Source organism: Paenibacillus sp. HB172176 (genome assembly GCF_011947265.1).
GTDB lineage: Bacteria > Bacillota > Bacilli > Paenibacillales > Paenibacillaceae > Pristimantibacillus.
Genome location: NZ_JAATHD010000013.1, coordinates 53,632 through 79,492, shown reverse-complemented (window position 1 = coordinate 79,492; position 25,861 = coordinate 53,632). Strand labels below are relative to the sequence as shown.

The 25,861-nt window shown below is 53.3% G+C and carries 17 protein-coding genes; 10 read left to right on the top strand and 7 right to left on the bottom strand.

Features of this window, described 5'->3' with window-relative positions; all coding sequences use genetic code 11:
- Positions 1-59: 59 nt before the first annotated feature.
- A complete protein-coding gene (locus HFP08_RS17000; RefSeq protein ID WP_168121800.1) occupies positions 60-2,288 on the bottom strand; it encodes a hypothetical protein in 2,229 nt (742 codons plus the stop codon).
- A 344-nt stretch (positions 2,289-2,632) separates the two neighbouring features.
- On the opposite strand from HFP08_RS17000, the gene HFP08_RS16995 reads away from it, so the two are divergent.
- The 3 genes from HFP08_RS16995 to HFP08_RS16985 are packed head-to-tail and all read left to right on the top strand — an operon-like array spanning position 2,633 to position 4,055.
- Entirely contained in the window at positions 2,633-2,902 is a 270-nt protein-coding gene (locus HFP08_RS16995) for a hypothetical protein (protein ID WP_168121799.1), read from the top strand.
- Between the two features lie 19 nt (positions 2,903-2,921).
- Positions 2,922-3,551 (top strand): hypothetical protein, encoded by a 630-nt coding sequence (locus HFP08_RS16990; protein WP_168121798.1) that lies wholly within the window; start codon positions 2,922-2,924, stop codon positions 3,549-3,551.
- Positions 3,552-3,566: 15 nt separating this feature from the next.
- Complete coding sequence (locus HFP08_RS16985) at positions 3,567-4,055, top strand: TolB family protein (protein ID WP_168121797.1); 489 nt, start codon at positions 3,567-3,569, stop codon at positions 4,053-4,055.
- 194 nt (positions 4,056-4,249) lie between these two features.
- On the opposite strand, the gene gap is transcribed toward HFP08_RS16985, so the two are convergent.
- Positions 4,250-5,251 carry a type I glyceraldehyde-3-phosphate dehydrogenase gene (gene gap, locus HFP08_RS16980; protein WP_168121796.1) on the bottom strand — a complete coding sequence of 334 codons (1,002 nt, stop codon included), beginning with the start codon at positions 5,249-5,251 and terminating at the stop codon, positions 4,250-4,252.
- A 107-nt stretch (positions 5,252-5,358) separates the two neighbouring features.
- Between gap and HFP08_RS16975 the strand changes: the two genes are divergently transcribed.
- Positions 5,359-6,213, top strand: a complete 855-nt coding sequence (locus tag HFP08_RS16975) for an AraC family transcriptional regulator (protein ID WP_168121795.1) — start codon at positions 5,359-5,361, stop codon at positions 6,211-6,213.
- A 139-nt stretch (positions 6,214-6,352) separates the two neighbouring features.
- On the top strand, positions 6,353-6,799 hold the full coding sequence (locus HFP08_RS29610) for a double zinc ribbon domain-containing protein (RefSeq protein ID WP_168121794.1): 447 nt from the start codon (positions 6,353-6,355) through the stop codon (positions 6,797-6,799).
- A gap of 535 nt (positions 6,800-7,334) precedes the next feature.
- Here HFP08_RS29610 and HFP08_RS16965 read toward each other — a convergent pair.
- Together HFP08_RS16965 and HFP08_RS16960 are read right to left on the bottom strand one after the other, a co-directional pair.
- Entirely contained in the window at positions 7,335-7,964 is a 630-nt protein-coding gene (locus HFP08_RS16965; RefSeq protein ID WP_168121793.1) for a MerR family transcriptional regulator, read from the bottom strand.
- 425 nt (positions 7,965-8,389) lie between these two features.
- A complete protein-coding gene (locus HFP08_RS16960; RefSeq protein ID WP_168121792.1) occupies positions 8,390-10,660 on the bottom strand; it encodes a helix-turn-helix domain-containing protein in 2,271 nt (756 codons plus the stop codon).
- Positions 10,661-11,103: 443 nt separating this feature from the next.
- Here HFP08_RS16960 and HFP08_RS16955 point away from each other — a divergent pair, with 443 nt between their 5' ends.
- From HFP08_RS16955 to HFP08_RS16935, 5 genes are all read left to right on the top strand, one after another.
- Positions 11,104-11,991 carry an ABC transporter permease gene (locus HFP08_RS16955; RefSeq protein WP_240941528.1) on the top strand — a complete coding sequence of 296 codons (888 nt, stop codon included), beginning with the start codon at positions 11,104-11,106 and terminating at the stop codon, positions 11,989-11,991.
- Between the two features lie 17 nt (positions 11,992-12,008).
- The gene (locus HFP08_RS16950; protein ID WP_168121790.1) at positions 12,009-12,878 is read left to right on the top strand and encodes a carbohydrate ABC transporter permease; all 870 of its coding nucleotides are present in this window, start codon (positions 12,009-12,011) and stop codon (positions 12,876-12,878) included.
- A gap of 64 nt (positions 12,879-12,942) precedes the next feature.
- Positions 12,943-14,508 (top strand): extracellular solute-binding protein, encoded by a 1,566-nt coding sequence (locus tag HFP08_RS16945; RefSeq protein ID WP_240941519.1) that lies wholly within the window; start codon positions 12,943-12,945, stop codon positions 14,506-14,508.
- Between the two features lie 129 nt (positions 14,509-14,637).
- The gene (locus tag HFP08_RS16940) at positions 14,638-17,691 is read left to right on the top strand and encodes a CBM96 family carbohydrate-binding protein (RefSeq protein WP_168121789.1); all 3,054 of its coding nucleotides are present in this window, start codon (positions 14,638-14,640) and stop codon (positions 17,689-17,691) included.
- A gap of 574 nt (positions 17,692-18,265) precedes the next feature.
- Entirely contained in the window at positions 18,266-20,074 is a 1,809-nt protein-coding gene (locus tag HFP08_RS16935; RefSeq protein ID WP_168121788.1) for a glycoside hydrolase family 20 zincin-like fold domain-containing protein, read from the top strand.
- 270 nt (positions 20,075-20,344) lie between these two features.
- Here the strand turns inward: HFP08_RS16935 and HFP08_RS16930 are convergent, their stop codons facing one another.
- The 3 genes from HFP08_RS16930 to HFP08_RS16920 all read right to left on the bottom strand — a co-directional run bounded on the left by HFP08_RS16930 (position 20,345) and on the right by HFP08_RS16920 (position 25,829).
- Positions 20,345-22,384, bottom strand: a complete 2,040-nt coding sequence (locus tag HFP08_RS16930) for an alpha-L-arabinofuranosidase C-terminal domain-containing protein (RefSeq protein ID WP_240941515.1) — start codon at positions 22,382-22,384, stop codon at positions 20,345-20,347.
- A 323-nt stretch (positions 22,385-22,707) separates the two neighbouring features.
- Positions 22,708-24,819 carry a sensor histidine kinase gene (locus HFP08_RS16925; protein WP_168121787.1) on the bottom strand — a complete coding sequence of 704 codons (2,112 nt, stop codon included), beginning with the start codon at positions 24,817-24,819 and terminating at the stop codon, positions 22,708-22,710.
- Positions 24,816-25,829: a response regulator gene (locus HFP08_RS16920; RefSeq protein WP_168121786.1), complete on the bottom strand. Its 1,014-nt coding sequence runs from the start codon at positions 25,827-25,829 to the stop codon at positions 24,816-24,818. Before HFP08_RS16920 ends, HFP08_RS16925 begins: the two co-directional genes overlap by 4 nt.
- Between the last annotated feature and the right edge of the window lie 32 nt (positions 25,830-25,861).

Sequence of the window (25,861 nt, the reverse complement as noted above, 5' to 3'; positions counted from 1 at the left end):
GGCGGCATCCCCGCCTCCAACGCTGGTTTTCAGCATTGGAGCAATGACATTGGCAGCTTTTAAATGAAATCTCTAGCAAGCTTAACGCTAATCCGAGCCACCGAGCCCGCCGGCATCGAGAGCTCGACCTTGCCGTCCGGGCGCGCAGCCAGCTCGAGCTCGCTTACGCGATAGCCCGCCTTCTCGTACCAGTTCTCCTGACGGAGGAAAGGCGTATCGCCATGCTGCAGCATTGCCGTGATCCGCGCCTCTCCATCGGCCCAGTCTCCCTCAACAACGAGCATCCGCGCTTCCCGAAGATCGCGATTGGCGGCGAACAGCATCATCTCATCCCCATTGTCCGACAGAATGGCGGCGACGTCGATGTAAGGAATTCCCTTCATCGGCCGAATCCGCACCCAGGTCTGCGGCATATCGAAGGTATCGCCGTTCGACGCCACCTCCAAGCTTCTCCAGCCCGTATTCTCCCGCAGGAACGGCTCCGCATACATGCGCGAGGTGTCGTTGCCCGGATTGACCGGCCTCATATCGACCGGGTAAGCCCGATAATACAGCGTATTATCCCGCTGATAGGCGTACTTCACGGCATCGCCTTGCCGCAAGAACACATTGAGCATCGACGAAACATAGCTGGCATGCGCCATCGTCTCGTATTCCGCCTTCGGCCAATCCGCCTCCGTCTCCGGCTCCAGATTCCACTCGCCGATCTCAAGCTCAATCGGATCAAACCCGAACGCGCCACCCTGCTCCTTCAGCTCCCGAATCAAAGCCTCGTATTGGGTCGGATAAGCGACCAGCACCTGATTGTAGAACACGGGGTCGGCTCCATTATTCTCAAACCAAGCCTTGCGCAGGCCCGCGTCCCGAATGCCTCTCGTGTACTGGTGGATATCCAGTCCGTCCATATACGCCGGGCCCGCAAGCTCGAACAACCTCCGATTCCAGAGCGGCGGCTGCCCCGGCAGCTCCGAATAATCGACATACATCGGATCCTCTCCGGCCGCTACGATCGTCAGGGTCGGATCTTCTTGCTTCATCCGATCACAGTATTCTTTAAGGCGGTGCGAGAAATCGATCGAGTTCGTATAGCCGAACTGATAATCGCCGTAACTCTCGTTGCCCACCTGCCACAGCTTCACGCCCCACGGCTCCGGATACCCGTGCTCCGCCCGCAGCTTGCCCATCGGCGTGTCGACGCTGCCGTTCACATACTGCACCCACTCCGCCGCCAGCTCCGGAGGCAGATCGTAGCTAAACCCGACGTTCAGGAACGGCTCCGCTCCGATTAACTGGCAGAAGCGCAAGAACTCATTCGTCCCAAAATAATTCGGCTCCAAACCGCCCCAGTTCAGGTTATCCCGCACGGGGCGCTGCTCCCAGGGGCCGATGCCATCCTTCCAGTTGTATTCGTTCGCGTAATTGCCGCCCCAGCGAATCGACGTAACATGATACGCCTTGAGCAGCTCAATCGTCGTGGGATTGAACATCCCTTCTACCGCATCGCCCGACGCCAGCATTACCCAATCCAGATCAACCTCACAGGCCTCATCCGAATCGGCTGTCAGGCTAAGCCGATATTCGCCGAACGGCGAATCTGCATAGCGCTTCTCGCTGGCGCGGTCCAGTACAAGCTGGATGTCATAGCGCTTCCACTCTGCACTAAGCTCCTCAACGCTCTCGCATAAGCTCGCGCCCGCCTTGTCTTCGAGCGACGCGAACAGTCGTGTCCCGCTTCCGGACGACGCTCGCGCATACAGACGCAGCCGATATTCCTGTGTCCGCTCGTCGGCGAGCGTAATGCGCTGGCAGATGCCGCGCTTGTCGCCGCCGCCTTCCAAGCTGAATTGCTGGAATCGCTTCCATTCCTCCTTGCCGTGAACGCCTCCCTCCGGCTGCCGAAAGGAATCTTCGACGCCGTTAACCGGCTCCCATGGATACGCGAGGCCTGGTGTCACCGGCGTGTCCCTGTACATGATTTCCGTGCGCATCGTCCACGGCAGATTCGTGCCATCCTTCTTCCGCTTCGAATGCCACCGCTCGAACGAGCCGTTGGCGATGCAATCCTCCACGATGCCCGGATAGGTGTCTCTGCCGTTCATTTCAAAAAATTTGCCGAATATCCGCTTGTCGATCCGCCACTCGCTTGCCTTCCCGGAGGTTCGATCGATTCTCACATGATGCTCTAATGCCAAAGCCTTTCCTCCTCCTTGCAGATCGGCCTCCCGCATATTCGCGGCCCGCAGCTGCAGTCTGCCAGCCAAACGAATGAAGCGCGCAGGTAATGCCAATCCTCTTGCTGATTCAAGTATGCGCTTAGCGCGTGTGAATTTCGTTACACAGAAACTCGAAATATTATCTGATTCCATCAAGTTCGCAAATCATCGCCCGCCCCTGCAATAGAAGTAGAAAGACTAAATAACTCAATGTAAATAGCACTGCTTCATGGTATTCTTGGATAAAAGGAGTGAATAAAAATCAAATATAATAGGAGGGATATATGGAAACGAGATACTTGGCTGGCTGGGAAATTGATTGATTTCAATGATGAAGAAGAAGCAATACGATTTTTGAAGACGCAAGGCGTAAGTAAAAAAGGATTCGATTTTTTTGCAAAATTCAAGCAGGTTTAGAATTGAAGATGGATAAGGGCCATATAAAGATGCTTTATGAACACCGCGACAACGGAGATGGTATTGAAAAAACGCTTTTAGAAGAAAACATTCCTTTGCCACTATCTGATTGGAAGGACCATGACGTCTTTTCTCTGGAGAAAAGCGATGATGGCATCCATAATATCGGCGGAAGAAAGCCGCCCGAGCTAAAACTTCCCGTTAGCCCTATTACAATAAAACCCTTGCAATATGTAGGGACGATTGATTGCACAGATTCTGCCTTCTCTTGAACCAAAGCGAGAGAACTTCATGACATGCGCCAGAAACTCGGCGAAGATGAATGCCTGTCCTTCGGGGATTGGGGTCATCTTTTTGTTTTCTACCATCCGATTTCAAAAATTATGCACCTTAATACGCAGTGGTAAGCAATTAGCGAAAAGCGAACCTTTTGAGCCGCTTGAAACATATAAATTACCTGGCTGGCAAGGCGCCCTTGACGGGGATCGGCTGATTACCAGGAATGAGGGCGAATTAACGGTAACCGATCTAAACGCGAATAAACAACTGGCAGCCATCTCGGTTGAACAAGCTGTCGGCTTCGATATGTCGGGCAACATAGTTGTTTGGTCGGATCTACGCAACGAGAAAACGCCGATCGGCGAGCTTGGCAGCCTGGATGTCGCAAACGCCGATATCTTTCTCTATGATCTATCTACGGGCGAGGAGCGACAATTGACTCAAAATTCGTCAGCACAGATCAAACCTAAAATTTGGGATAACTATATCGTTTGGATGGACAATGCGAGTGATGCCATCAAAGAGTACCCTTCCCACTGGCAGATTATCCTTTATGATATCGAGACGGGAGAACAGAAAACCATTACGACAGGGAAAGGCGGTCATACAGATCCGGACATTGATGCTGGAAATGTCGTTTGAGAGGACGGACATCGCGTGACTAAGCGCGGACTGCGAGCGGGAGGGAATGTGCCGGAGAACAATACCGACATTTACATGTATCGCATTGAAAGCGGGGAGACGGTTCCAATCGCGACAGAAGACTACCGTGAAGGTCAGCCGCAAGTCTCAGGCAATCGCATAACCTGGGAGGTTTATAACCATTCCTATAAAGGCGATGTTTTCGTCTACAACGCGGATACGGAAGAAACGCTTCGAGTGACCGATATGGACGTGGATCAAAGAACTCCTGTCATCAGCGGTCATTTCGTCGCCTGGATGGACGAACGAAACGGCTCCTCCACGCATGATGTCGGACCGGGACCGCATAACTCGGACATTTACTTAACTGATTTGGAGAAGGGCACCGAAACTCTCATAACGGGAGAAGGGCCGCAGATTTCCCCTCTCATTTCTGATCATTGGATTGTGTACGACAAGTCATCCGATGTCGAAGCAGAGCTAACGGCAGTCCGTTATCGATGAGGACGACCCTTACATCCCGTCATTCCTTGATATCGCCGCGTAACGAACGCGAATGTCCTTTAAAACCAGTTCACCCTTATTCACAGTTAACGACAACCTCGAAAATATCATCACAGTCGCTTGCCAGCTTGAATGCGCAGCAAAGAGACAGGCCGGGCGAACATTCAGCAGGCCTGTCTTCACGTTATTCATGATTACAATATTGCGAGATATTTGGCAGTGCGAATCATTTGGCTGGTAAAAGAGTTTTCATTGTCATACCATGCCGCTATCTTCACCAGTGTATCTGTCCCGAGTTCCGTTACTTTTGTTTGCGTAGCGTCGAATAAGCTCCCGTAAGTCATACCGATAATATCGGACGAGACAAGCTCTTCCTCCGTATATCCGTATTGCTCCGACCGGGACTGCTCCATCTTCTCGTTAACCTGCTCCGCAGTTACGGAACCGCCCACGACTACCGTTAATTCCGTCAGGGAGCCGGCCATAACCGGCACTCTCTGGGATACACCATCCAATTTGCCATCCAAGGAAGGGATGACGAGACCTATTGCTTTTGCTGCCCCGGTTGACGTGGGGATGATGTTGCCGGCTGCAGAGCGTGCACGGCGCAAGTCGCCTTTGGCGTGAGGACCGTCAAGGGTATTCTGGTCGTTCGTATAAGCATGTATCGTCGTCATAAAACCTTTTTTGATAGGCGCAAGCTCGTTCAAGTAATAGACCATGGGAGCCAGGCAGTTCGTGGTGCAAGAAGCGGCCGAAACAATGGTATCTTCTTTAGTTAACGTGTGTTCATTAACACCGTGTACAATAGTAGGGATATCTTTCCCGGCAACGGTTGAGATGACTACCTTTTTTGCACCGGCCTCAATATGGGCTGCAGATGCTTCTTTTGAGGCAAAAAATCCTGTACATTCCAGGACTACATCAACTTGAAATTTTTTCCATGGGAGCTTGCCCGGCTCTCTTTCGGCATAAATCGGAATGTCCACGCCGTTTACGGTTAAGCTGTTATCACTGTATTCAACCTCTTCATCGTAACGTCGCTGCGTTGTATCGTGCTTTAGCAAATGCGCAAGCATCTTCGGACTTGTCAGGTCATTAATGGCGACAATCTGATAACCTTCCGCATCAAAAAGCTGCCGAAAGGCAAGCCTGCCAATTCTACCAAAACCATTGATTGCAATATTGATTGCCATAAGCATTACCACCTTTCTTTGTCTCAAGGAATAGTATAGTCCTTGAATCTTTATGGTACACTGTTATAAGTGAAGCAATTGACTATACTATTTGTCAGGAGAGGACTATGCCGCAAGTTGACCGCCACAAAGACAGAATGGTAGATATTGAATTTGTTGCCGCCGAAGATTTGAACTGTCTCCCCTATCCGAAGCGTTTTACTTTAATCTTGCTTACATCCGGCAGCATCATCGGGGTACTCAACGAACGACCGATAGCGATTTCAGCCCCCGGCGTTCTCTGTTTATCCGAAGACGATACGATACAAATACTTGAAAAACATAATGCCTCTGCGCAATCCTTCAGTTATCATCCCGATTTTCTGATTACCGTACCCAACTCTGAAACGAAAGACTACTTCCCCCAACTTCTAAAAATACAAACAGGGCTTTCGCTATTTCAGGGCAATCAAACATGCACCGGAGTACCTTTTGTAACCGAGAAAGCCTTTCCGCAATTATTTGAGTGGTTCTTTGTGCTGGGGACTGAAGTCTATGCGCAAAGCGACGCAAACTGGGCATGCAGAATCAAAAAATATCTCATCCAGATATTGGGCCTGCTTGAGGATTTGAACCGCCAAAGCGAACAGACTCCTGTTGATTTTGTGCTGGAGTATATACACACCAATTACGCCAATAAAATCACCTTGGAAGATTTAACGAAATGCGCACACTTGAACCGTGTGTCGCTCAATAAAATGTTTCAGGAAAGATGCGGGAGTACAGCAATGAGGTATTTGCTGTCGCACCGCTTGAAAGTTGCGGGAGATCTCCTCACCCATACAGGGATGAGCTTGAACGAAATTGCGCGTGCCACCGGGTTTGAGTACGACACTTACTTCATCAAACAATTTACGGCTAAGAGAGGGCTGTCTCCAACCGTATACCGGAATATCTCCCGCCAGTTCGCTACTGCTCAATAAGGCTACGCGAGTACGCCATTTTCTCTTTTGCAACCTCAGAGCATCCTCTATCGTCAAAAAAAGAAAACCAATGCTGGAAGTGGGCACTATTCATGCAGTCCGTTATTGATGAGGAGCAACTCGAAGGGAGGTTTGCTTAATGGCAGTGAAAATATGCGGCAACTGCGGCGAATCTAACGCCGAAGGCTCATTACTATGTGTTGTATGCGGCAGCTCGCTTAAAGACGTTCAGATGGAGGGCACTCCCAATGCCGATAAAGAATATTCGGCAAATGCTAAACCTGCAATATGCCAGCATTGTAATGAGCTTTTGGAGCAAGGATCATTAACCTGCAAATATTGCGGAACTGTTGTATCCAAGACAACCAACAGCTCTCGTTATTATAGTCATTCTACTTCCTCGGAGGAACACTCTGGTTCCTCGCCCATGGAGACATTCGGAAGAGGCTGCCTATGGCTCATTCTAGGCTCATTAGCATTGTTGTTGATTGCCTTTGTTACTCGGAGCTCGATTACGATTTCGTGGTCCCTATTTATCCCAATCGTAATTCTCGTTTTTTGGCTGGCATCAAAGAAAGGGAAGTAGGCTCACGAATGTGAGAAAATGAAACTGATTATACGATCTATTTTATGTATGATTAGTCAATTATCAGATTATAAAAAGCACCAGGCTTCAGTACCTCAATGTCTCCAATTTGTTGAGGAAAACGTTTTGCGTTACTGGTTATAATATATTTGCAGTTCTCGTTGATTGCTGTGACCCAAACATGAATATCCTGTTCGTCATAGTTACTCAAAGGTTTCTGTAGTCCATGATCTTGAGCAATAGCAACTGCCATTTCCGTCTCACAATCACTTATTTCAACCAGAGCTTGTCCGATGGGACTGGCTAATCGACTTACGATATCTAAAGCGTGCCTCCCAACTTGACTGTTTACAGCTGGCTGATTGTCCAAGATCGGATAAACAAAGAGATCCAAAAAAGATTCAACAAATTCCAGAGGATATGTTATATCTAATCAACCGTCTGCGCAGCAAGAGTTAATAACTGACGGTTGATTCCCGGACTACGGATCGCCCCACATAGCACCGTTGTATCAAAAAGAACGCGAGGGGAGGTATTACATCCACTCACTCTCGTCTACCTCCCCGTTCGACGCGTTAAAATCACTTAGTTTTTGCTCAAATATTTTTCGCTTTTGCGCTTCCTCTAGACTGATTTTAAAGTATTTTTTTGGAATTCTCCAATGACCGCCGTCTGTCCGATAGGCTTCCGGATATTTGCCTTTTTCACACCAACGTCTAATCGTCTGATCAGTTACACCTAATAACTCTGCAACTTCAGAAGACGTATATATTTCCATCTGTTCTTGCTCATACATGTTAGCAAATTGATCTGATTTAAACATGATATCTGCCCACATTAACTTTCGGATTTGCTCCGGGTTTCCTCCGGATACTAAACTAGGCAAAATATCAATGTAATCGACCAAGAGTTCATTCGCCTTTCGAATCTGCTTAGATTCAATGGATCTGCGAATTTCTTGGTCCAACTGGTGAAAGGTTTGAAAAAAGTCTGCCGAAGGAATACTAACGTTAATATCATCCAAAAAATCAGTAGATTTATGCAATAGCGCCAGGGTCCTCTCGACCATCATTTTCAAAACAACACTCAAGCTATCCAATTTTTGTTCATGTTCCAACAATGCGACTGTTTCCGATAGCACTTGTTCATCTCGTTCTTTAAACATACTGTCACCTCCTATATTTCTCATTATAATCCACCCAGTGTTGTTTATTCAATAAAAACCAACATTCCCAACAGGGACTATAGAGAAAGAAATATTAGTTGAATCCATACCTCAGAATCATCAGATTGACACCATTCAAGCAGTCTGACTAACGCTAACGGACCTGAAAGACCTTATTCGGCTAAAATACGGAAATTCTCCATTTTGGCGGACACGACAGACCTTATTTCGTGGAAAACAGTCTTTTTTTCCTCCATTTGTTACAAATAAGAGCGCTGGTGTCCGTCAAAATGACTACTGAGGATTTTTGATGCGTTTAAGGGCGCTGGTGTCCGTTTAGCATTTCAAACAGCGCTTTGTACAGCATTTCAAACGGCGCTTGGTATGGCGCTATCCACAATAAATTGACAGCCCCCCACCCTCCATCACATTGAACCCCCCGCGTTCCGCTTCCGATACTCGCCCGGCGTAATGCCGGAATAGCGCTTGAACATGCGAATGAACGAATTGACGTTGTGGTAGCCGACCTCGGAGGCCACATCCTGGATGCGAAGCTCCAGATTGGCAAGAAGCTCCTTGGCGCGCCCAATTCGAAGATCGTTCAGGTAATCGCTGAAATTCGTGCCGGTCTTTTCTTTAAAATAGCTCGAGAGGTAGCCCGGTGTAATATTGAGCTTATCCGCCACGAGATCCAGATTGATGTCTTCCTGTAGATGGTTGTTCAGATAATCGGTCACGAAAGCCGTAATCGGATCCTTCGCCTCCGTCCTCGCTCGGATCGCGGACAGCGCCGGGCGGATCAGCCTGCGGAACCAGCCTCGATACTGCTCCGCCGAGTAGAAGCGAACGAGCGCGGACGTGTCGACCGGCCGTCCGTCGCCATTACCGGACGCGTCCGGCACGTTCAGCTTCGCAAGCGCCTTCTCGACCTGCTCGGCGACGCCCCGCGCGTAGGCCCGGAAGTCGGCCGCCGGGGCGTCCTTCTTCGTCAGCTGCTCAAGATACCGGTCCACCCACTCGAAGACGGAGTCCTCGCTGCCGGACAGCAGCCGCGCCTGCAGCTCCTCGCGCTGCGTCATCTTCATGGGAAGCGCGCGCGTACCGGAGGAGCGCGGCTCCGCGATAATCTGCGTCTCGCCGCTCAGCCGCTTCTCTTTGAGCAGCTCCAGGAGCTGCTCGTAGGCGTGTTTGACCGGCGTGTCCTCCGGATAAACCGGGCTGACGGCAATCGTCAGACAGAGATAATCCTCGACTTGAAGCAGCTCCTTCAACGTTTGCAGCACGCGCAGCACCTCGCTCTGGGAGCCAGGCTGGAAGAGCAGCGACATGAGCTGATTATGCTCGATCTGAAGCGTGACAGGCTCTTCGCCGAGGCTGGAGAACAGGCCATGAACAAGCTTTCTCAGCAATTGAATTTCCTCTACATATTCCGAATCCGAGGTTTTGAACCCGATTTCGTACAGGACAGCTGCATAGGGCTCGTTCACCTGCACCGCGTCCTCGAGCTCGGACAAATTCAGATTCATTGGAATATTCTTCACCTTGTTGGTGTACGCATACTGGCGAACCAGCGAGTTTTTCTGGCTGAGATCCTTGCGAATCTGCTCGTTATCGTCCATGATGCTGCTCATGCGGTCGCCGATAATGGCGAACTCCTTGATGGAGCTCGTCGGCAGCGGTAAGGTCTGCTTGCGCTCCAGCATGGCGATAATGCGCCTTAGCGGATGGTTCAGCCTCAGGCTGAATAGAGCCGAGCCGGCGATGCTGACGAGCACTGCCGCGACAAGGAGCGTCACGAGCAGAATGTTCAGCTTCATCATTTCGGCGGTAATGCTCTTAGTCGGCGCGACGCGCACATAGGTGAAGCCGGTGTCCGCGCCCCGCGCGTAGAAATAATAGTTCCCGTCGTACTGCTCATGACCGATGCCGTTCACGAAGGAGACCGGCGTTCGAATCTCGGCAGCATCATGCGAAGTGTACAGCGTGCGGCCTTCCGCATCGAGAATATAGAACGGCTCGCCTGTATTGGCGTAAGCCCCATACAGCTCCTGAGGATTCATCATGACGATGCCGTACACATCCTCGTACGGAGCGGCCTTCATGACCAGCGGAAGCTGCAAGCCAAGCGAACGAACATTGTTCACAGACTGCTCGGTGAAGACGGCGGCAGGCAGAATTCGCATCACATAATTGTCGATCGACAAGTCTTCCCAATAGGAAAGCGAATAGGAATTGCTCGCATAATAGCGGGAAAACATATCTCCGGCGCTGCTGGTGCCTTCCTTCTCAAGCACATAACCGGATTGCTTGAAATAGAGAATGAAATTTTCAATATGAAGGAACGGATTTCTGTACAGCTCCGCCAGGTCGGTTTTGACCTCGTTTATTTTATCGTAACGGTGGTTGCTCTTGACGTTGCTTAAGATGCCGATGTTGGCAATCCAGCGGTCGGATTGGATGAGCGAGAGAATCATATTCTGAGTCAGGCGGAAGTGGTTCTCGTAGCTCTCCACCGTCTGCTTGATGCCGAGCTCGTTGTACCGGACAATTTCGTCGTACAGCTTATTGCGCAGATATAGATAAGAAAAGACGTTGAATGCGGCAAGCAGCAAAATAATGCTAAGGAAGCTGGCCATCAGCTTGACGAGCAGCGTGCCCGAAGCAAAACCCCTCTTGATCCTGGACAATCCTCTCATGGTTGACCCCCACCCCCGGATGACATCGGAGTATGCAGATTTACGGATTCATCCGCAGATCTGCATGCTCCGTTTCTCTCTTCGCGGCCCGCACGCGCTCCCGGAACCTCGCGCATCGCGGAAGGCTCCAGCCTTCCTGCTTCGGTACATCCTATCATACTAGCTGTGCGCTCTCTCGGACAATATGCACTTTTCATCATTTATACACATCTCTCACGATTTCCGATCATTTGACGATTTATAGCCATATGTGAGGATTTATTTCATGAATGAATGCGTTATATACTCCAATCACAAGGTTAACGCTAATCTCGTCAAGTTTCCTAACACAAACCAAACATCAAGGAGAAATGTGTATGTCTCAATCAAATGTGACGCCTGGCGTTGTCGGCGCGGAGAAGCCTCTTGCGCTCGAGCGACGCAGACCCGGCAAGTGGGGGCGAATGTGGCAGCAGAACAAATATTTGTGGCTTCTCTTCCTGCCCTGCCTGATCTATTATCTCGTCTTCCGATACGCGCCGATGTTCGGGCTCGTCATTACATTCAAGAAGTACAACCTGTTCACTGGCGTCTGGGCGAGCGAATGGGTCGGCTTCAAGTATTATCGGATGTTTCTGGAGAATCCGGACTTCCTGCTGCTCATGAAGAACACCTTCTTATTAGGAATCGTGAATCTGGCGTTCGGCTTTCCGGCTCCGATTATACTGGCGCTGCTCTTAAATGAAGTGCGGAAGGCGGCCTTCAAGCGGTTCGTGCAGACGGTCAGCTATTTGCCCCACTTCATCTCCAACGTCATTGTCGCGAGCATGGTCATCATGTTCCTGTCGCCGACGGGCGGATTTATTAACGAGATGATCTCCGCGCTCGGCTTCGAGCCGATCAACTTCATGAACGAGCCGGGACTCTTCCGGGGCATCTATGTTCTGTCGGAAATTTGGCAGCATATCGGCTGGGAAACGATTATTTATTTGGCGGCGCTCACCGCGGTCGATCCGCAGCTTTACGAAGCGGCCAGCATCGACGGAGCCAGTCGGATGCGCAAGCTGTGGCATGTAACGCTGCCAGGCATCTCGTTCGCGATCGTCATTACGCTTATTTTGAACATCGGCTCGATTCTGGAGATTGGCTTCGAGAAGGTGTTCCTGATGCAGAATCCGGCTATCTACGATACGGCCGATATTATCAGCACCTACGTGTACCGGGTCGGCATGGAGCAGGGCAACTTCAGCTACGGCGCCGCAATCGACCTGTTCATGGGCATCATCAGCCTGATCTTCATCTATTCCGCCAACACCATCAGCCGGCGCTTCAGCGAAACAAGTATATGGTAGCAAGGAGGATAAGCTAAATGTTGCAACGAAGAATACGTCTGTTCCCGGTCGCAAGCACGACCTTCCTGCTGCTCGTGGTCGTCGTGACGCTGTTTCCGTTCCTTCACATGCTCGCGGTTTCGCTCAGCGACGACGTGCATGTCATGAAGAACGAGGTGACGCTTTGGCCACAAGGCTTGAATTTCAACATGTATGAGATCGTGCTGGGCGACCCGAAAATGTGGAATGCCATCAAAAACACGATCATCTACACGGCAGTCGGCACCTCGATTGCCCTTATCGTCACCTCGATGGGCGCCTATGCGCTGTCCCGGACAAATATGGCCTTCCGCAAGAGTTTGATGATGATGATCGTCTTCACGATGTTCTTCGGCGGCGGCATGATTCCGACCTTCCTCGTCGTCCGCTCCCTCGGGTTTGTCGACACGATCTGGGGCATGGTCCTTCCGGGAGCGGTCAGCACCTGGAATCTGATCCTGATGCGAACCTTCTTCTCCGGCATCCCCAAGGAGCTGGAGGAATCCGGACGCATCGACGGCTTGAACGATATCGGCATCTTCCTGCGCATTATCGTGCCGCTGTCCAAAGCTTCCTTTGCTACAATCGCCCTCTTCTACGCAGTGGGCTTGTGGAATAATTTCATCTTCCCGCTCCTCTACCTGCGCACGCCGGACCTGTTCCCGCTTCAGGTGCTCTTGCGGAATCTGGTGCTAGCCGGCAGCGTCGCCTCGGGAGACGTCACTACAATAGGAGGTGATAATCAGATTGTCGAAGAATCTTTAAAGTACGCGACTATCATGGTCTCGTCGCTGCCGATTCTTATGGTGTACCCTTTCATTCAGAAGTATTTCGTCAAGGGGGCTATGATCGGAGCGGTCAAGGGCTGACGCCGATGCCGCTTCGGGAAGCAAGGCACAATCGCACTCACATCATTCTAAGGAGTTGGTTCATTTGAAAAAAGCTTTCGCTCTTCTTCTATCCGCGGTTATGGCAATCTCGCTGCTGGCGGCTTGTTCCAGCAACAATAACAATAACAATACAAATGGCAACGTCGGTACCGCGCCGACCTCTGACTCGAATAGCGGCCAAGGAGGCGCGCCGGAGAGCAAGACGTTCACCGCCTTGCTCGACAACAACCCAACGTTTCCTTATTCCGAGGACTGGCCGATCTGGACCTGGCTGAAGGAGAAAACCGGCGTAACACTCGACGTCCAGACGCCTTCCGGCAAGCTGGGCGAGTCGCTGAACCTCGTTGTGGCATCCAAAACGATGCCGGATCTGATGTACATGCCGAACCGCAATGAGTCGAACAAATTCGGCCAAGACGGCGCGCTCGTGGATATTAAGGAGTATGTCGACGACATGCCGAATCTGAAGAAGTGGATGGAGCAGTATCCGGAGGAAGCGAAGGCGGCCCTGTCCTCTGACGGGAAGATGTACATGTTCCCGAATCAGGGCTTCGGCGAGACGAATCGCATGATCTGGCTGTACCGCCAGGACGTGTTCGAGAAAGAAGGGCTGAAGGCGCCGCAAACGTACGACGAGCTGTACGAAGAGCTCAAGACGCTGAAGGCGAAATACCCGGACAGCTACCCGTTGTCGATTCGCTACGGCCAGATTCCGGACGAGATGAATACGAACATGACGGTCAATTTCGAGACGGGCGAGGGCGCCTACTACGATTTCGACGCGAAGGAATATCGGTACGGACCGATCGAGGACAACTACAAAGCGATGGTGTCGATGTGGAAGAAATTTTACGATGAGGGGCTGATCCCTCCAGACTTCCTCTCTCTGCAAACCAAGCAATGGCAGGATATGATGTCGAACGGTCAAGCCTTCGTGACGATCGACTATATCAGCCGAGTCGACTTCTTCAACAACGCTATGCAGAAGGAGAATCCCGACTATAACATGCAGTTCATGGCTCCTCCCGCGGGACTGCCCGGCGGCAAGCAGCAAAACCCGTACTTCCACTATATGGTAGGCGGATTGACGGTTGCATCTACCTCGAAGAACATCAAGGACATTATGCAATACATGGACTTTTTCTACTCCGAAGAAGGACGCACGCTTACGAGCTGGGGAGTCGAAGGCGAGACCTTCACCAAGGAAGGCGGCGCGAACAAGTTCTTGCCGCAATTCACGGACGTGACCGAAATGCGCAAGCAAACGGGCTTGCAGACCAGCGGCACGTATACATGGATCGATTACGACGCCCATCTGTCGTTGTTCTCCGAGGATCTGCAGAAGGCTTATACCGAAGCGGCCAAATACGATCCTCCGGCTATGCAGCCTCGCCCGGCGTTCACGGAAAGCGAAAATGAAGTCATCTCGCTGACGGGGCAGGCGATCAAGAAGCATCGCGACGAAAGCTTCGCGAAATTCATTACCGGCTCGAGAAGTCTGAATGAATGGGATCAGTATGTGGAAGAGATGAAAAACCTCGGCATCGACAAGCTGCTGGAAACGTACAAGACGGCTTACGATCGCATGCAGGGCGTTGAATTAAAGTAAATTTTGCATAGCAAATGCAAATGCGGATGCGCCCCCCTCTAGCCGGAAGGGGGTGCTCCTCTTATCGGGAGCTCCGCCGCATGACCGATTATCCATTTCATTTCATTTCAGTCGAAAGGGTGATTTCTCGTGAAAGCATGGATTTCAGCTCGTATTTCGCATATATGGCTGCTTCTCGTGTTGTCAATCGCGCTTGCTTTTACCGGTCCGTTCGCCGTCTCTTCTAGCGCTGAGGCTGCCGCTTCGTTCGTCTCTATACAAAGTCCGCAAAGCGGAGATGCTGTAGACGGAGGGAACGTTGTCGTGAGCGGCTCTTATTCCGGCGTATACGATGTAAGGCTGTATATCAACGGGCAAAGCCAGGCGGCCGTTTCTATGGAGGATCCGGACGGCGACGATGCAGGAGCTTGGTCGTATACGCTCGATGCCTCGCAGTACAACGGCGACATCGAGCTAACTGCCCGCGGACTCGACATCTCTACACGTTACGGCGTTTGGAGCGGCAAGGTATTGCTGCAGGTGAACAATGCAGGGGCAGCCGCCCCGGAGGTCGCTATCGTCAGCCCCCAGGAAGGTATTTCGCTCTCGGGCAAGGTTCGAGTGAAGGTACATGTATCGTCCGCCACACCTCTGTCCACTGTTCAAGTCCGGGTAAACCGCGGGCCGTGGATGGATGCGAAGCTCAAAGGCTCGGACTATGAATACAAGTGGAAGACGCAGGGGCTAGGCGACAAGACGTTCTCCCTGGAGGCGAGGGCGAGCAATGCTCCGGGTCGGTTCGGCTACAGCCCGACTGTCTATGCCCAGGTCGGCGCGGGTACGCATGAATCGTTCTCCATGCCGCATCAAGACCGGGCCATGTGGATTTGGGAGCCCGAAAGCTACAGACTCTTGCTGAATCCCGGCTCACGGGAGGTGCTTGAGGACTTCATCACGGACACCGAAACTTTCGATTCGGACGAGGTGACGACGTTGTACCTTGCCGTAGGCAGCTATGCGGGATATCGGGCGCTGGAGGAGCAGGAGGACGAACTGAAGTCGTTCATGCGATGGGCGCATGAACGCGGGCTGTACGTTCAAGCGTTGATCGCGGGCGGCACCTCCCCGGCCTACATGGGCGCCTATGAGCGCTATCATCCTCAAGCGGTGCGGGAGATGGAGCAGATCGTGAACTACAATCTGGCAGCGGAGCCGGATGAGAGATTCGACGGCGTCAACGTGGACATTGAGCCGTATATTTCGCCGGATTTCAAGGATCCGAGCAAGTTTCTTCAAGGCGAATATCTGGACGGTCTGGCGGAGATGATCGCAAGAAGAGACGCCGCGGGCATTAATCTGCCGTTCGGGCCGGCGGTTCCGAAGTGGTACGACTCCTCCGAGCAAGGCGCGGACATTGCATGGAACGGACAGACCAAATGGCTGTCCCAGCATGTTCAGGATATCTCGGACTATATCTCCATTATGGATTATCGCGATACAGCCGATGGATCGGCCGGCATAATCGCCGGCGCGGCGGGCGAAATCGCGTACGCGGACCAGATCGGCAAGCCGGACTCCGTCGTCATTGGCGTCGAGACGCTGGATATCGCAAACAGCGGCGATCCCGAGACGATCAGCTTCTGGGAGGAAGGCCGCGCGCATATGGAGACGGAGCTCGATAAGGTATATGCTGCATTCGCCGGCGAGGGCTCGTTCGGAGGCATTGCCGTCCACCATTACGACTCGTACCGGCTGCTGCCGTCCTACTGGGGCGAAGGCGGCGAGGCTTGGTCGCCTGAGGCGGACAGCGAAGCACCAACCGCCGTGTCGAGTGGACCGACGGCATCCGCCGCCGATTTTCAGACGGTGAACTTAAGCTACGGCATGGCATGGGACAACGCGGAGATCGATCGGTATATCATATATCGGAGCACGGAGCCCGGCTTCGCTCCGACCGCCGATACGATTGCCGGCCTTGCAAGGTCGCTGTCCTATCAGGACAAGGGACTGCTACCGGATACGACCTACTATTACAAGATTGCGGCGCGGGACCTCAGCGGCAATATCGGCCCCGTCTCCATGGAGGCTGCTGTTACAACCGAGCATACGGATCTGTTGCCGCTGATTGTGAAGGAGATGAATCTCTCGTATAACGGCAGCTCTGCCTCCGCCTCTATGACAGTCGCGGATTATGCGACGGGCGAGCCGCTGGCGGGAGCGACCGTGGAAGGCCGGTTCACGTATTCGGGCGGCCGCTACGTGAATGGCGCGACGGGCAGCGAGGGCTTGGTAGCCTTCAACTCCGAGTCCATCGCGTCCGGCAGACAGGCGGGCTTCGAGCCGCGGCGAATCTCGTTGCCCGGCTACTATTACGCGAGCGCGCATGACGAGCCTCATACGACGGCGCTTGTCCCCCGCACGGGGTTGAGCGGACTTGTTACGGATGCGGGGACGTGGAACGCGGTCTTCTCGCCGGAGCAAACTTCGTATACGGTGACAGTGCCTGCATCGGTCTACGAGCTGCGGCTGACGCCGACGGCCTCGGACATGTCCAGCGTCATCAAGGCGGGCGGCGCTGTTGTGCCTAGCGGCGCTGAGTCCGCTCCGATAGACATAGGCTCCGGCTCGTCGGTCGTATCCGTGCTCGTCTATAACGCGGATGGCACGACGGATGTCTATCTGCTGCGAATCGCGAGAAGCGGCGGGCAGCAGATAACGGTGCCGGTGACGAAGGACGCCTACGTCTACGAGCTTGATCCGTCGGGCAATTTCGGCGATGCTATGCTGCTCGAGGCAGCCGATATTCCGAACGCGTCCGGCGGCGGGGACCGAATCGCCTACATGGGAGTCGATTTGTCCGCGCTAAGTGATCCTGTTGTGACGGCGAAGCTGTATGTCTACGTGCCGGAGGCGCCGTCGAAGGCGGTCACGCTGTCGCTCAAAGGCTATGCCGGAGCGCAGTGGGACGAGAGCACGGTGAATTGGTCGAACCGGCCGGTCTCGGGTGGAACGGCGCTTGGAACGATTCGGGTGGAGGACGCAGGCTGGTATTCGATAGACGTGACGGCTTTCGTCTCGGGAATAGCCGCTTCCGGAGGGCAGCCGACATTCCAGTGGACGGAGCCGAACACGGCAGGCGTCGTCGTTCGGATGAGCAGCCGCGAGAGCGATACGGGACAGCCTTATCTTCAAGTGAACGAATAAATAAAATGCCTGACGGCGTCCTTGTCAAAGAACGGCAAGGTTTCTTGTAACAATCGGATAGCACAAGCCAAAAATATACCTTCGACTGCGTCGACTTACAAACAATCGGACACAGAAGACGCTATTTGTGAAAAAATACAGAGATTGTTCACTTTCGTGGACACAGGAGACGCTATTTCCTCAAAAAATCAAAAAAACTGCTGTTTTCTCGCAAATAAGTGCATCTCTGTCCGCGAAATCTTAAAAACAGCTCCATTTGCCGAAATAACGCATCTACGGTCCGCTACGATCGTGTGCAACCATAGACTTAATTCCTGACGGGCCCAGACCCGGCATCACAAACAAGAACGGGTCGGAAGACCACCCCATCCCGAAATTTTATAAATTCTATATCTATGAGAAAACCTCTACCTCGGCCTTTCGAAGATGAGCGACCTAAAGCTTTGCGGAGCAAAGCAGCTTCGTAAGCATGAGGAAGGTTTTATCGCCAAATGAATTTACAGTTTAAATGTCAAGAAACCTTATAAATTCAACGCTATCGTGGTAAAAAAAGATGGAATGGAGAGCGATGAGTATGGAATCAACAGCTTTACTGCCGCAACCGAAACAACGGAACATCTCCGAGGGAGCTGGCTTTACGCATGCCGGCCCCCTTGTCGCCCGGCTTCGCCTGGAGCAGGATGATCCGCGACTGGAGCGGCATTGCCGCCGCTTGTTCCCGGACGCCGATGTTCAGTCAGAGAAGGCAGCCACTGGTTATTCCGCCTGGATTGGCGGGACGGATCGGCAGGACGGCGACGAAGCCTCATTGGCGGCATCATCATCGATTCCTGTAGGGAACCCCGGAGGCTATATCCTGCGGGTTGACGAGAGCGGAGCGGCGATTTGGGCGCCCGACGCTGCGGGGTTATTTTACGGGATGGGAACGCTTCGTCAACTGATGGAGCAAAGCGACACGGTGCCCCCGGGAACGATTGCGGATTGGCCGGATACGGCTCTCCGCTGCATGAATTACGATCTGCGTCAGACCTATTCCAAGCCCGAGCGGCTCGGCTCGTATTTGGCCGATTTCGCTCGTTACAAGGTCAATGGTCTGCTGATTGAATACGAGGACAAGTTTCCTTTCGAGACGTATTCGGAGCTGGTGCACCCGAAGCATGCGCTGAGTTCGGAGCAATTCGAGGAGCTTAAGCGAACCGCGCATGAGCATTTCATCGAGATCATACCGCTGCAGCAGAGCTTCGGCCACCTCGAATATGTGCTTCGGCACGACCGCTATAAGCATCTGAGAGAGACGGAGAAGTCGACGGGCGAGCTGTGTCCGTCCCGCGAGGAAGCCTTCGAGCTCGTGACGGGACTGCTGGGCGAGATGATAGACCGCCATCCCCAGTCGCGTTATATCCATCTCGGCTGCGACGAGGTGTACAGCTTATGCGAATGCAAGACTTGCATCGAGCAATACGAGGGCATGCGCGAGCACGCGTTCATCGCATTCCTGAATCGGCTCATCGCCTTCACGTCGGATCGCGGCAAAACGCCGATCTTCTGGCATGACATGCTGGACAAATGCCCCGAGGAGGAATTGCGCCAGCTGGACAAACGCGGCGTCGCGATGATCTGGATCTACAACGGCCGCAACATCGATGCGGAGGTATCCGCGTTGACCGCGAAGTTTCGCAGACTTGGCATCGACGTGATGGGCGCTCCGGCTGTTCGCAGTTTCGACTGGGCGGAGCATCAGAACTATCCGGCAATCGCGAACCGAGTCGATAATCTGCTGCAGTGGACGGAAACGTCGGAGAAGCTCGGCATCGACTGCATGGTCGCCACCAACTGGACCGGACCGTTCAGCCTCGGCATGCCGTACGGCGTATTCGAGACGACCTGGTATCCCATGCTGCTGCATGCGGATCTGTGCTGGAACCGAAGCTCCGACTCCGGGACATTCATTGATCGTTTCCTGCTGCAGTTCCACGGCATCCAGCCGTCAGTTGGGCACGCGAAGCTCGGCAACTACCGTATCGAGGATTATTACGATATCATCTGGAAGCTGCTGGACGAGGTTCGGCTGAACCTGGATTACGCGGAGCTCATCGCCATTATGCATGATTACGAGAAGGCGACGGACCGTTCGCGCGCCATTCACAAATATGTGTACCGATGGGAGCTGTTCCCCGGCGATGCCGCCGAACGCCGCTCGCTGCTCAACAACTATCAGCGCAACCGCCGCGGCCGCGACAACGTTCGCCCCAGAATGCAAGCCGCGCTTGAGCGCTACCAGCCGGCAGACATGGCCGAGCATTTCGTCTTATCCCGGTTTTACCTGCATGACTATTTGGAGAAGACGATTTACCCCGAGATGGGGATGAATCTCGAGGAATAATGGAGCTCGAACGAGCAGACCGAAGACCGCCACCCAATAGAGGTGGCGGTCTTCTCCTTTCGGCAGCGCGGTACAGGGCCGGTTTTGATACTGCAACACAGGCTATCAGCGCTACAGCGCGATCCGGTCCGGAGCTTAGGATAAGTTAGCCTTTCAAAGTTAAATGATAACCTCTCAAGATTCGCTCGAAGTAGTTCTTCGTAAACTCTTGCCTATTCCATCATATCTTGTTAATGGAATAGCTATGTGAGCAGATTTATCGAGCCAAGTCTACATCGAAATTCGCACCTCCAGCACGCACACCGAATGCGGCTTTAGCTCCGCGACCCAGCTTGTTCCTTGCAATTGCAAAGATCGGATCTCTTCCCGAATAGCTTCCGGCTCCCATACCGTGTTGTACGTTTCATAGTGGGCCCCTGCCAGTTCTCGAAGAATCGCCTCTCCCGCAGGCCGCCATTCCGACAGATCGCAATTGAGAGAAACAGGCTCCAAGGAACGGTTCACGACGAACAAAGTAAGCCAATCCTTGCTTTCAGATAGGGCGGCGACGACATCCAGCTTCGGGAGCTTATCCAGTTGCAGCGGGAGGGAGTTCGATTTTGCGGCGAGCGTGGATGCTCCCGCATCGAACGTCTCGCAAGCGACCTCAACCTCGACGAGACGATGCGCCTTGCGATTCGCATACATCCTCAGCATGTGATAAGTCGCCGTGCCAAAGACAATCTCCTCTTGCCCGCTCCAGCCCGGTTGCTTCATCCGCTCGTAGCCGTCACCTACCCGAATGCAGCCGCCGACCCAGCCGTTGACCAAATCGGAGAAGTTGGCGATTCGCACCAAATGGCTCTGCCGCAGCATCTCGTTCAGCATGCAGGCGTTAGCGACGGCGGCTTCCAACGTATGCGCGTTCGGAAGATCCGGATTCGGGAAGAACATCGTATTCCACTCCGTCACCGCTAACTTCACATGCTGCAATTCTTCCCTGCCGCGGATGAGCTCTTCGATATCCTCGAAGATGGATCGCGCAATCTCGGAAAACGCCGTCATCGCCTTGAAGCGCTCGGGGCCGGGTGTCTGCGCGTCAATCGGAAAGAAGTTCCGGCCTTGATACATATGAAGCGTGAGAAAATCCATCTTCGTTCCCGCAAGCTCCAGCACTTTGCGATTCCAGCCTGGAGCAAGCGACTCCCTGGCTGTACCACAGCCTAGCAGCATAATGGAAGCATCCACCGCCTTCATCGCATCCGCGAACTTCAGATACATCTCCGCATATTGCTCCGGCGTGCATACGCCCGCCTGCCAAGGGCCGTACATTTCGTTGCCGACTTCCCAGTATCGCACCTCATACGGCTCCGGATGTCCATGCGACACCCGCAGCCTTCCCATCTCCGAATCGGCTAATCCGTTGCAATATTCGACCCATCTCGCCGCTTCCTCCGCCGTGCCCGTTCCCATGTTGACGCAAATCTGCGGCTCCGTGCCAAGCTGACGGCATAAGGAGATGAATTCGTCGGTGCCAAAATACTTATGAACCTGGCCCGCCTCCTCCCACGCCTCGTTCACGTAGTTCGGCCGAAGCTCCGTCGGTCCGACGAAATCCTCCCAATGGTACAGGGAGATGTAGTTGCCGCCGAGCCGCATGATGCCGCTGTTCAGCTCCTTCGCCATCTCGAATACTTCTCGCTTGAGAAGACCCGTCTCCTGGTCGGGGAGCAAAGAGATATGGTCGAACCAGACATAGCCCGTCGACACCGAATCCTCCCACTCGTTCGCTGGAAGCGGCACCGCCCATACTTGGAGCTCAGCGCCCGCGCATGCCCGAGATGCCTGAATGATTCCCGCGAGATCCTGCCATCTATGGCTGCAAATATCAAGCTCGGTAGATCCTAGCTGTTCGCCATTCCTTGGATTTACTAGCAGTACGCGCAGCTTGCTAATCTCGCGCGTTGCTCTGGCGATGATTCGCAGGCGATAGACAACATCGCCCGCCGCATGCATCTCCTGACCGATTCCCGCCTCGCAGCGGTCCATGTTGAACAATCGAATGCGCTGGCTGTGTCCGCCATGCCATCTTGCCGCAGGCTCCACGGCGAACCGGGTATGCTTCCCGAAACCCAGCGGCTTCCAGCAGCCGGATACGCCGTCCGCATCCCCGTCTTCTTCCTCGAAATCCATATTGCGCAGCGGATAAGCCAGCATCGCCGTCATATGATCATCGATATCTTCGATGAAATGGCCGAACAGGTAAGGACTGACCGTATGTCCAGCCTGCTCCTTGCCCAGCGTAATCCGCGCTTTGCTCATTTGCTCCATTTTCTCTCCCCCTCGACGCCCGCATTCAACTCATCGTTCGATTCAACGGTCATTTTTTGAGACTAGCCTCCAACTGCGAGTGTGTTAGACACGCTCTAACGGAACGCACAGCGCTTATTCGGCTGAAATAGGCTTGCTCCACATTTTAACGGAACCCACGGCGCTTATTGCCTCAAAAACACACTAAAACTTGCCATACCGGGCTGAATAAGCGCGCTCCGTTCCGTTAGAATGGCAGATACCGCTTTTAATTGAGAATAAGCGCGATGAGTTCCGTTACAATTTTGAATAAGACTTTTATGCAGCCTCTCTACCTGCTGCGCCTACTCCGGCCGATGCTCCAGCAGCGGCACCCTGATCGAAATAACCGTTCCCCTGTTCTCGAACGATGTAATCGTCAGACCGTACCCCGTACCATGCTGCAGCACCAGCCTTGCGTGAACATTGATCATGCCGAGCGACGAGCTGCCCAGGGTGCCTATGCCTCCCGGATTCCAAGCGCCCCCTGTATTACCAGCATTACCAGCACTACCAGCACTACCCACATCCCCTGCGTTTCCTACAACTCCTGCACTCCTCACACTTCCAGAACTCCCAGTTCCACCCGCACTCTCTGCTTCACCTACACTCGTCATACTTCCCGCACCACCCGTACTCCCAGTACTTCCCACACTCCCCACACTCCCCACACTCCCAGCACTTTCCGCACCACCGACATTCCCCGCGCTCCCCGTCAGCGCTTCCTTCTCTTCCGCCTGCTCCGCCACGGCGTCCAGCCGCCGTTTCAGCTCCTCCAGCTTGTCCGGCGCAAAGCCGTCGCCATTGTCCGCGACCTCGATGATGAGATCCCGCGCCTCGTGAAACGCGCTGACGATGACCGTCCCGTTGCCCTGTTTCGGCTCGATTGCATACTTCACCGCGTTCTCGACAATGGGTTGCAGCGAGCACTTCACGATGCGCTCCTCCAGATACTTCTCATTCACATAGAAGCGGCTTTGAAAATGTCGCGGAAACCGGATCTTCACGATTTCCAAATACTTTTGCGCATGCCCGAGCTCCTCCCTCAGCGTAACGAACGGCTCTCTGATCGAGGCGGTATAGCGGTAGTAGTCTCCGAGATTCTTCGCGATCACCTGAATGCGCTCGTTCTTCTCCATATAGGCGAGACTGTTGATAATCTCCAGCGTGTTGTAAAGCAGATGCGGATTGATCTGATTCTGCAGCGCCTGAATCATCGCTTCCTTCTGCCCGAGCAGGATGCGCATCTCGTTCACCTTCATCCTGCCGACGGTGTCGATTAGTCCGCTCAAGCGGCTCGTCATTCGGTTATAGCTGTGACCGAGCAGTTGAATCTCATCCTTGCCGGGCACGACCGAAGCTCTCACCTCCAGATTGCCCTTCTCCACCTGCTCCATCAGCCCCTTCAATTGCCGCAGCGGGCGCGTGAAGCGCTGGGCGACGATCGGCACGAGGATGAGCACGATCACGACGAGAATTAGAATAGCGGCGATGACCGCGTCGCGAGCCACCTTCACGCCGCTCGCCATTTCCTCGAACGGAACGAGCGCGACCAGCTTCCAGCCTGCCAGCTCCGAATCGCTGCTCGATACCAGCATCTCCGTTCCTCCAAGGATCTGAACGGATGAGGACTTATCAAGCTCCAGCCCGCTCATGCCCGTATCGCTTAGCGGCTTGCCAAGCAGGCTGGAATCCGGATGATACACAATCGTTCCATCTTCAGACACAATCATGAAATACCCCTTCTTCGCAAGTGTAGGCTGCACGATCGTCTTCTCGAGCTCGGCAATGCGCAGGTTGATAACGAGCATGCCGGCCTGCTGCATCGTATCCGTCGAGAAGATGGGGAGCACGAGCGAAAGCACATATTTGCCCGTTCGATCAGACAGATGCGTCGGCAATACCCGCACCCTCTCCTCCATCTCCATGCCATGCCACGGCTCATCCTGGTACGTTTCATCCGGAAGGGTGAAATCCTGCAAATTCGAGACCGTGCGGCCGTCGGCAGCAATCAGGAACATGCTGTCCACTTCCTTGTAATTGAGCGCGACATAATTGTTCAGCACATCCTGCAGATCGGCGAGACGAGACAGAGAGGTCGGCCCCTCGCTTGCAAGCCAGTTCTGAATAATGCCGATATCCTCCGCGGCGCGGGTAATGTCGTTGCGATTCGGCAGCGGCCCCGCGATGAGCGAGGATACCGATATTCTCATTTGCTCGAAATACAGCTCCATCTGCCGATTCAGCCGGAAGGACGCATCGTCCATGAACTGGAAGAAATCCTTCTTCGCCGCCTTCATATAGAAATATTGCGAAAACACGCCCGTCAGCGCGATCGAGGACAAAATCGCCGTCAGCAGGATTAGAATGAGCTTGACTTTAATCGAATAGCGGTTCACCCACCGCTCCCATCTCATAGTCCCAAGCTCTTTCGATATTCATTGGGTGTCATCGACGAGACCTGCTTGAAGACACGGTTGAAATACGGCAGCGAGACAAAGCCTACGGCTTCCGCAATTTCATATATTTTCATATCCGAGCTTCTAAGAAGCTCCAGCGCCTTATCGATGCGAATCTGGTTGAAATAGTTCACGAAGCTCTTGCCCGTATATTGCTTGAACAGCACGCCGAAATACGACGCGCTCAAATTGGAATACCCGGAAATTTGCGTCAGTGTGATCTCTTCCTGCAGATGCTCTTGCATATATTCACAGGCCCGAGCGATGACAAGCCGCATATTGTTGCCGGCGAACTGCGGATAGCGCTTGATCCATTCATGGAGCAAATCATGCACGACGAGGCGGATTTGATGCCGATTCGCCCCTTCGGGAAGCTCCGCCCCCTCGAATGCCGGATAAATCGCTTTCATATATTCCACAAGCTTGCCGATCAGAATGTTAAAATAGCTCCTCTTGACCCCCTCTTCCTGCGAGCGCAAATGCCAGATCGCATCGAGCAGGCGATCCGCTTGCCCGAAGAGCTGAGAAGGCTCGCCGCCCGACATGCCGTCTACGAACAGTTGGATGTCCGTCAGCATTTGATTCGGCTCCGCAAAGCTTTCCAGTCGGCTCATCGACCTGGCTATCGACGCATGAAGCTCCTGCTCCGAGATCGGCTTCAGCAGATATTCGGACACCTGCAGCCGAATCGCGTTCTGAGCATACGGGAAGTTATCATGACCGCTGACGATAATTGAGACAATGGGCAGCTTATGCTCGCGTATTCGGGTAATGAGCTCCAGCCCGTCCCCGTCCGGCAGCTGAATATCCGTAATGAGCAGCGTCGGCCACAGCTCCTGAACGAGCCGCCACCCTTCCTCGCAGCCCGCCGCTTCCCCGGTCACCTTGAATCCGTCAAGCTGCTGCACCATCTCCACAATCGCATCGCGTATAAGCGGTTCATCCTCCACGACAAGCACATGATACATTCTGATCACCCCTGTTGACTGTTGACTGTTGA

Coding starts and splice junctions, on each gene's coding strand:
- HFP08_RS16930 (WP_240941515.1), bottom strand. CDS start 22,384: ATGGAGCAAATGAGCAAAGCGCGGATTACGCTGGGCAAGGAGCAGGCT.
- HFP08_RS16935 (WP_168121788.1), top strand. CDS start 18,266: ATGGAATCAACAGCTTTACTGCCGCAACCGAAACAACGGAACATCTCC.
- HFP08_RS16960 (WP_168121792.1), bottom strand. CDS start 10,660: ATGAGAGGATTGTCCAGGATCAAGAGGGGTTTTGCTTCGGGCACGCTG.
- HFP08_RS16990 (WP_168121798.1), top strand. CDS start 2,922: ATGACATGCGCCAGAAACTCGGCGAAGATGAATGCCTGTCCTTCGGGG.
- HFP08_RS16925 (WP_168121787.1), bottom strand. CDS start 24,819: ATGAGATGGGAGCGGTGGGTGAACCGCTATTCGATTAAAGTCAAGCTC.
- HFP08_RS16950 (WP_168121790.1), top strand. CDS start 12,009: ATGTTGCAACGAAGAATACGTCTGTTCCCGGTCGCAAGCACGACCTTC.
- HFP08_RS16920 (WP_168121786.1), bottom strand. CDS start 25,829: ATGTATCATGTGCTTGTCGTGGAGGATGAACCGCTTATACGCGATGCG.
- HFP08_RS16965 (WP_168121793.1), bottom strand. CDS start 7,964: ATGTTTAAAGAACGAGATGAACAAGTGCTATCGGAAACAGTCGCATTG.
- HFP08_RS16975 (WP_168121795.1), top strand. CDS start 5,359: ATGCCGCAAGTTGACCGCCACAAAGACAGAATGGTAGATATTGAATTT.
- HFP08_RS29610 (WP_168121794.1), top strand. CDS start 6,353: ATGGCAGTGAAAATATGCGGCAACTGCGGCGAATCTAACGCCGAAGGC.
- gap (WP_168121796.1), bottom strand. CDS start 5,251: ATGGCAATCAATATTGCAATCAATGGTTTTGGTAGAATTGGCAGGCTT.
- HFP08_RS16955 (WP_240941528.1), top strand. CDS start 11,104: ATGTGGCAGCAGAACAAATATTTGTGGCTTCTCTTCCTGCCCTGCCTG.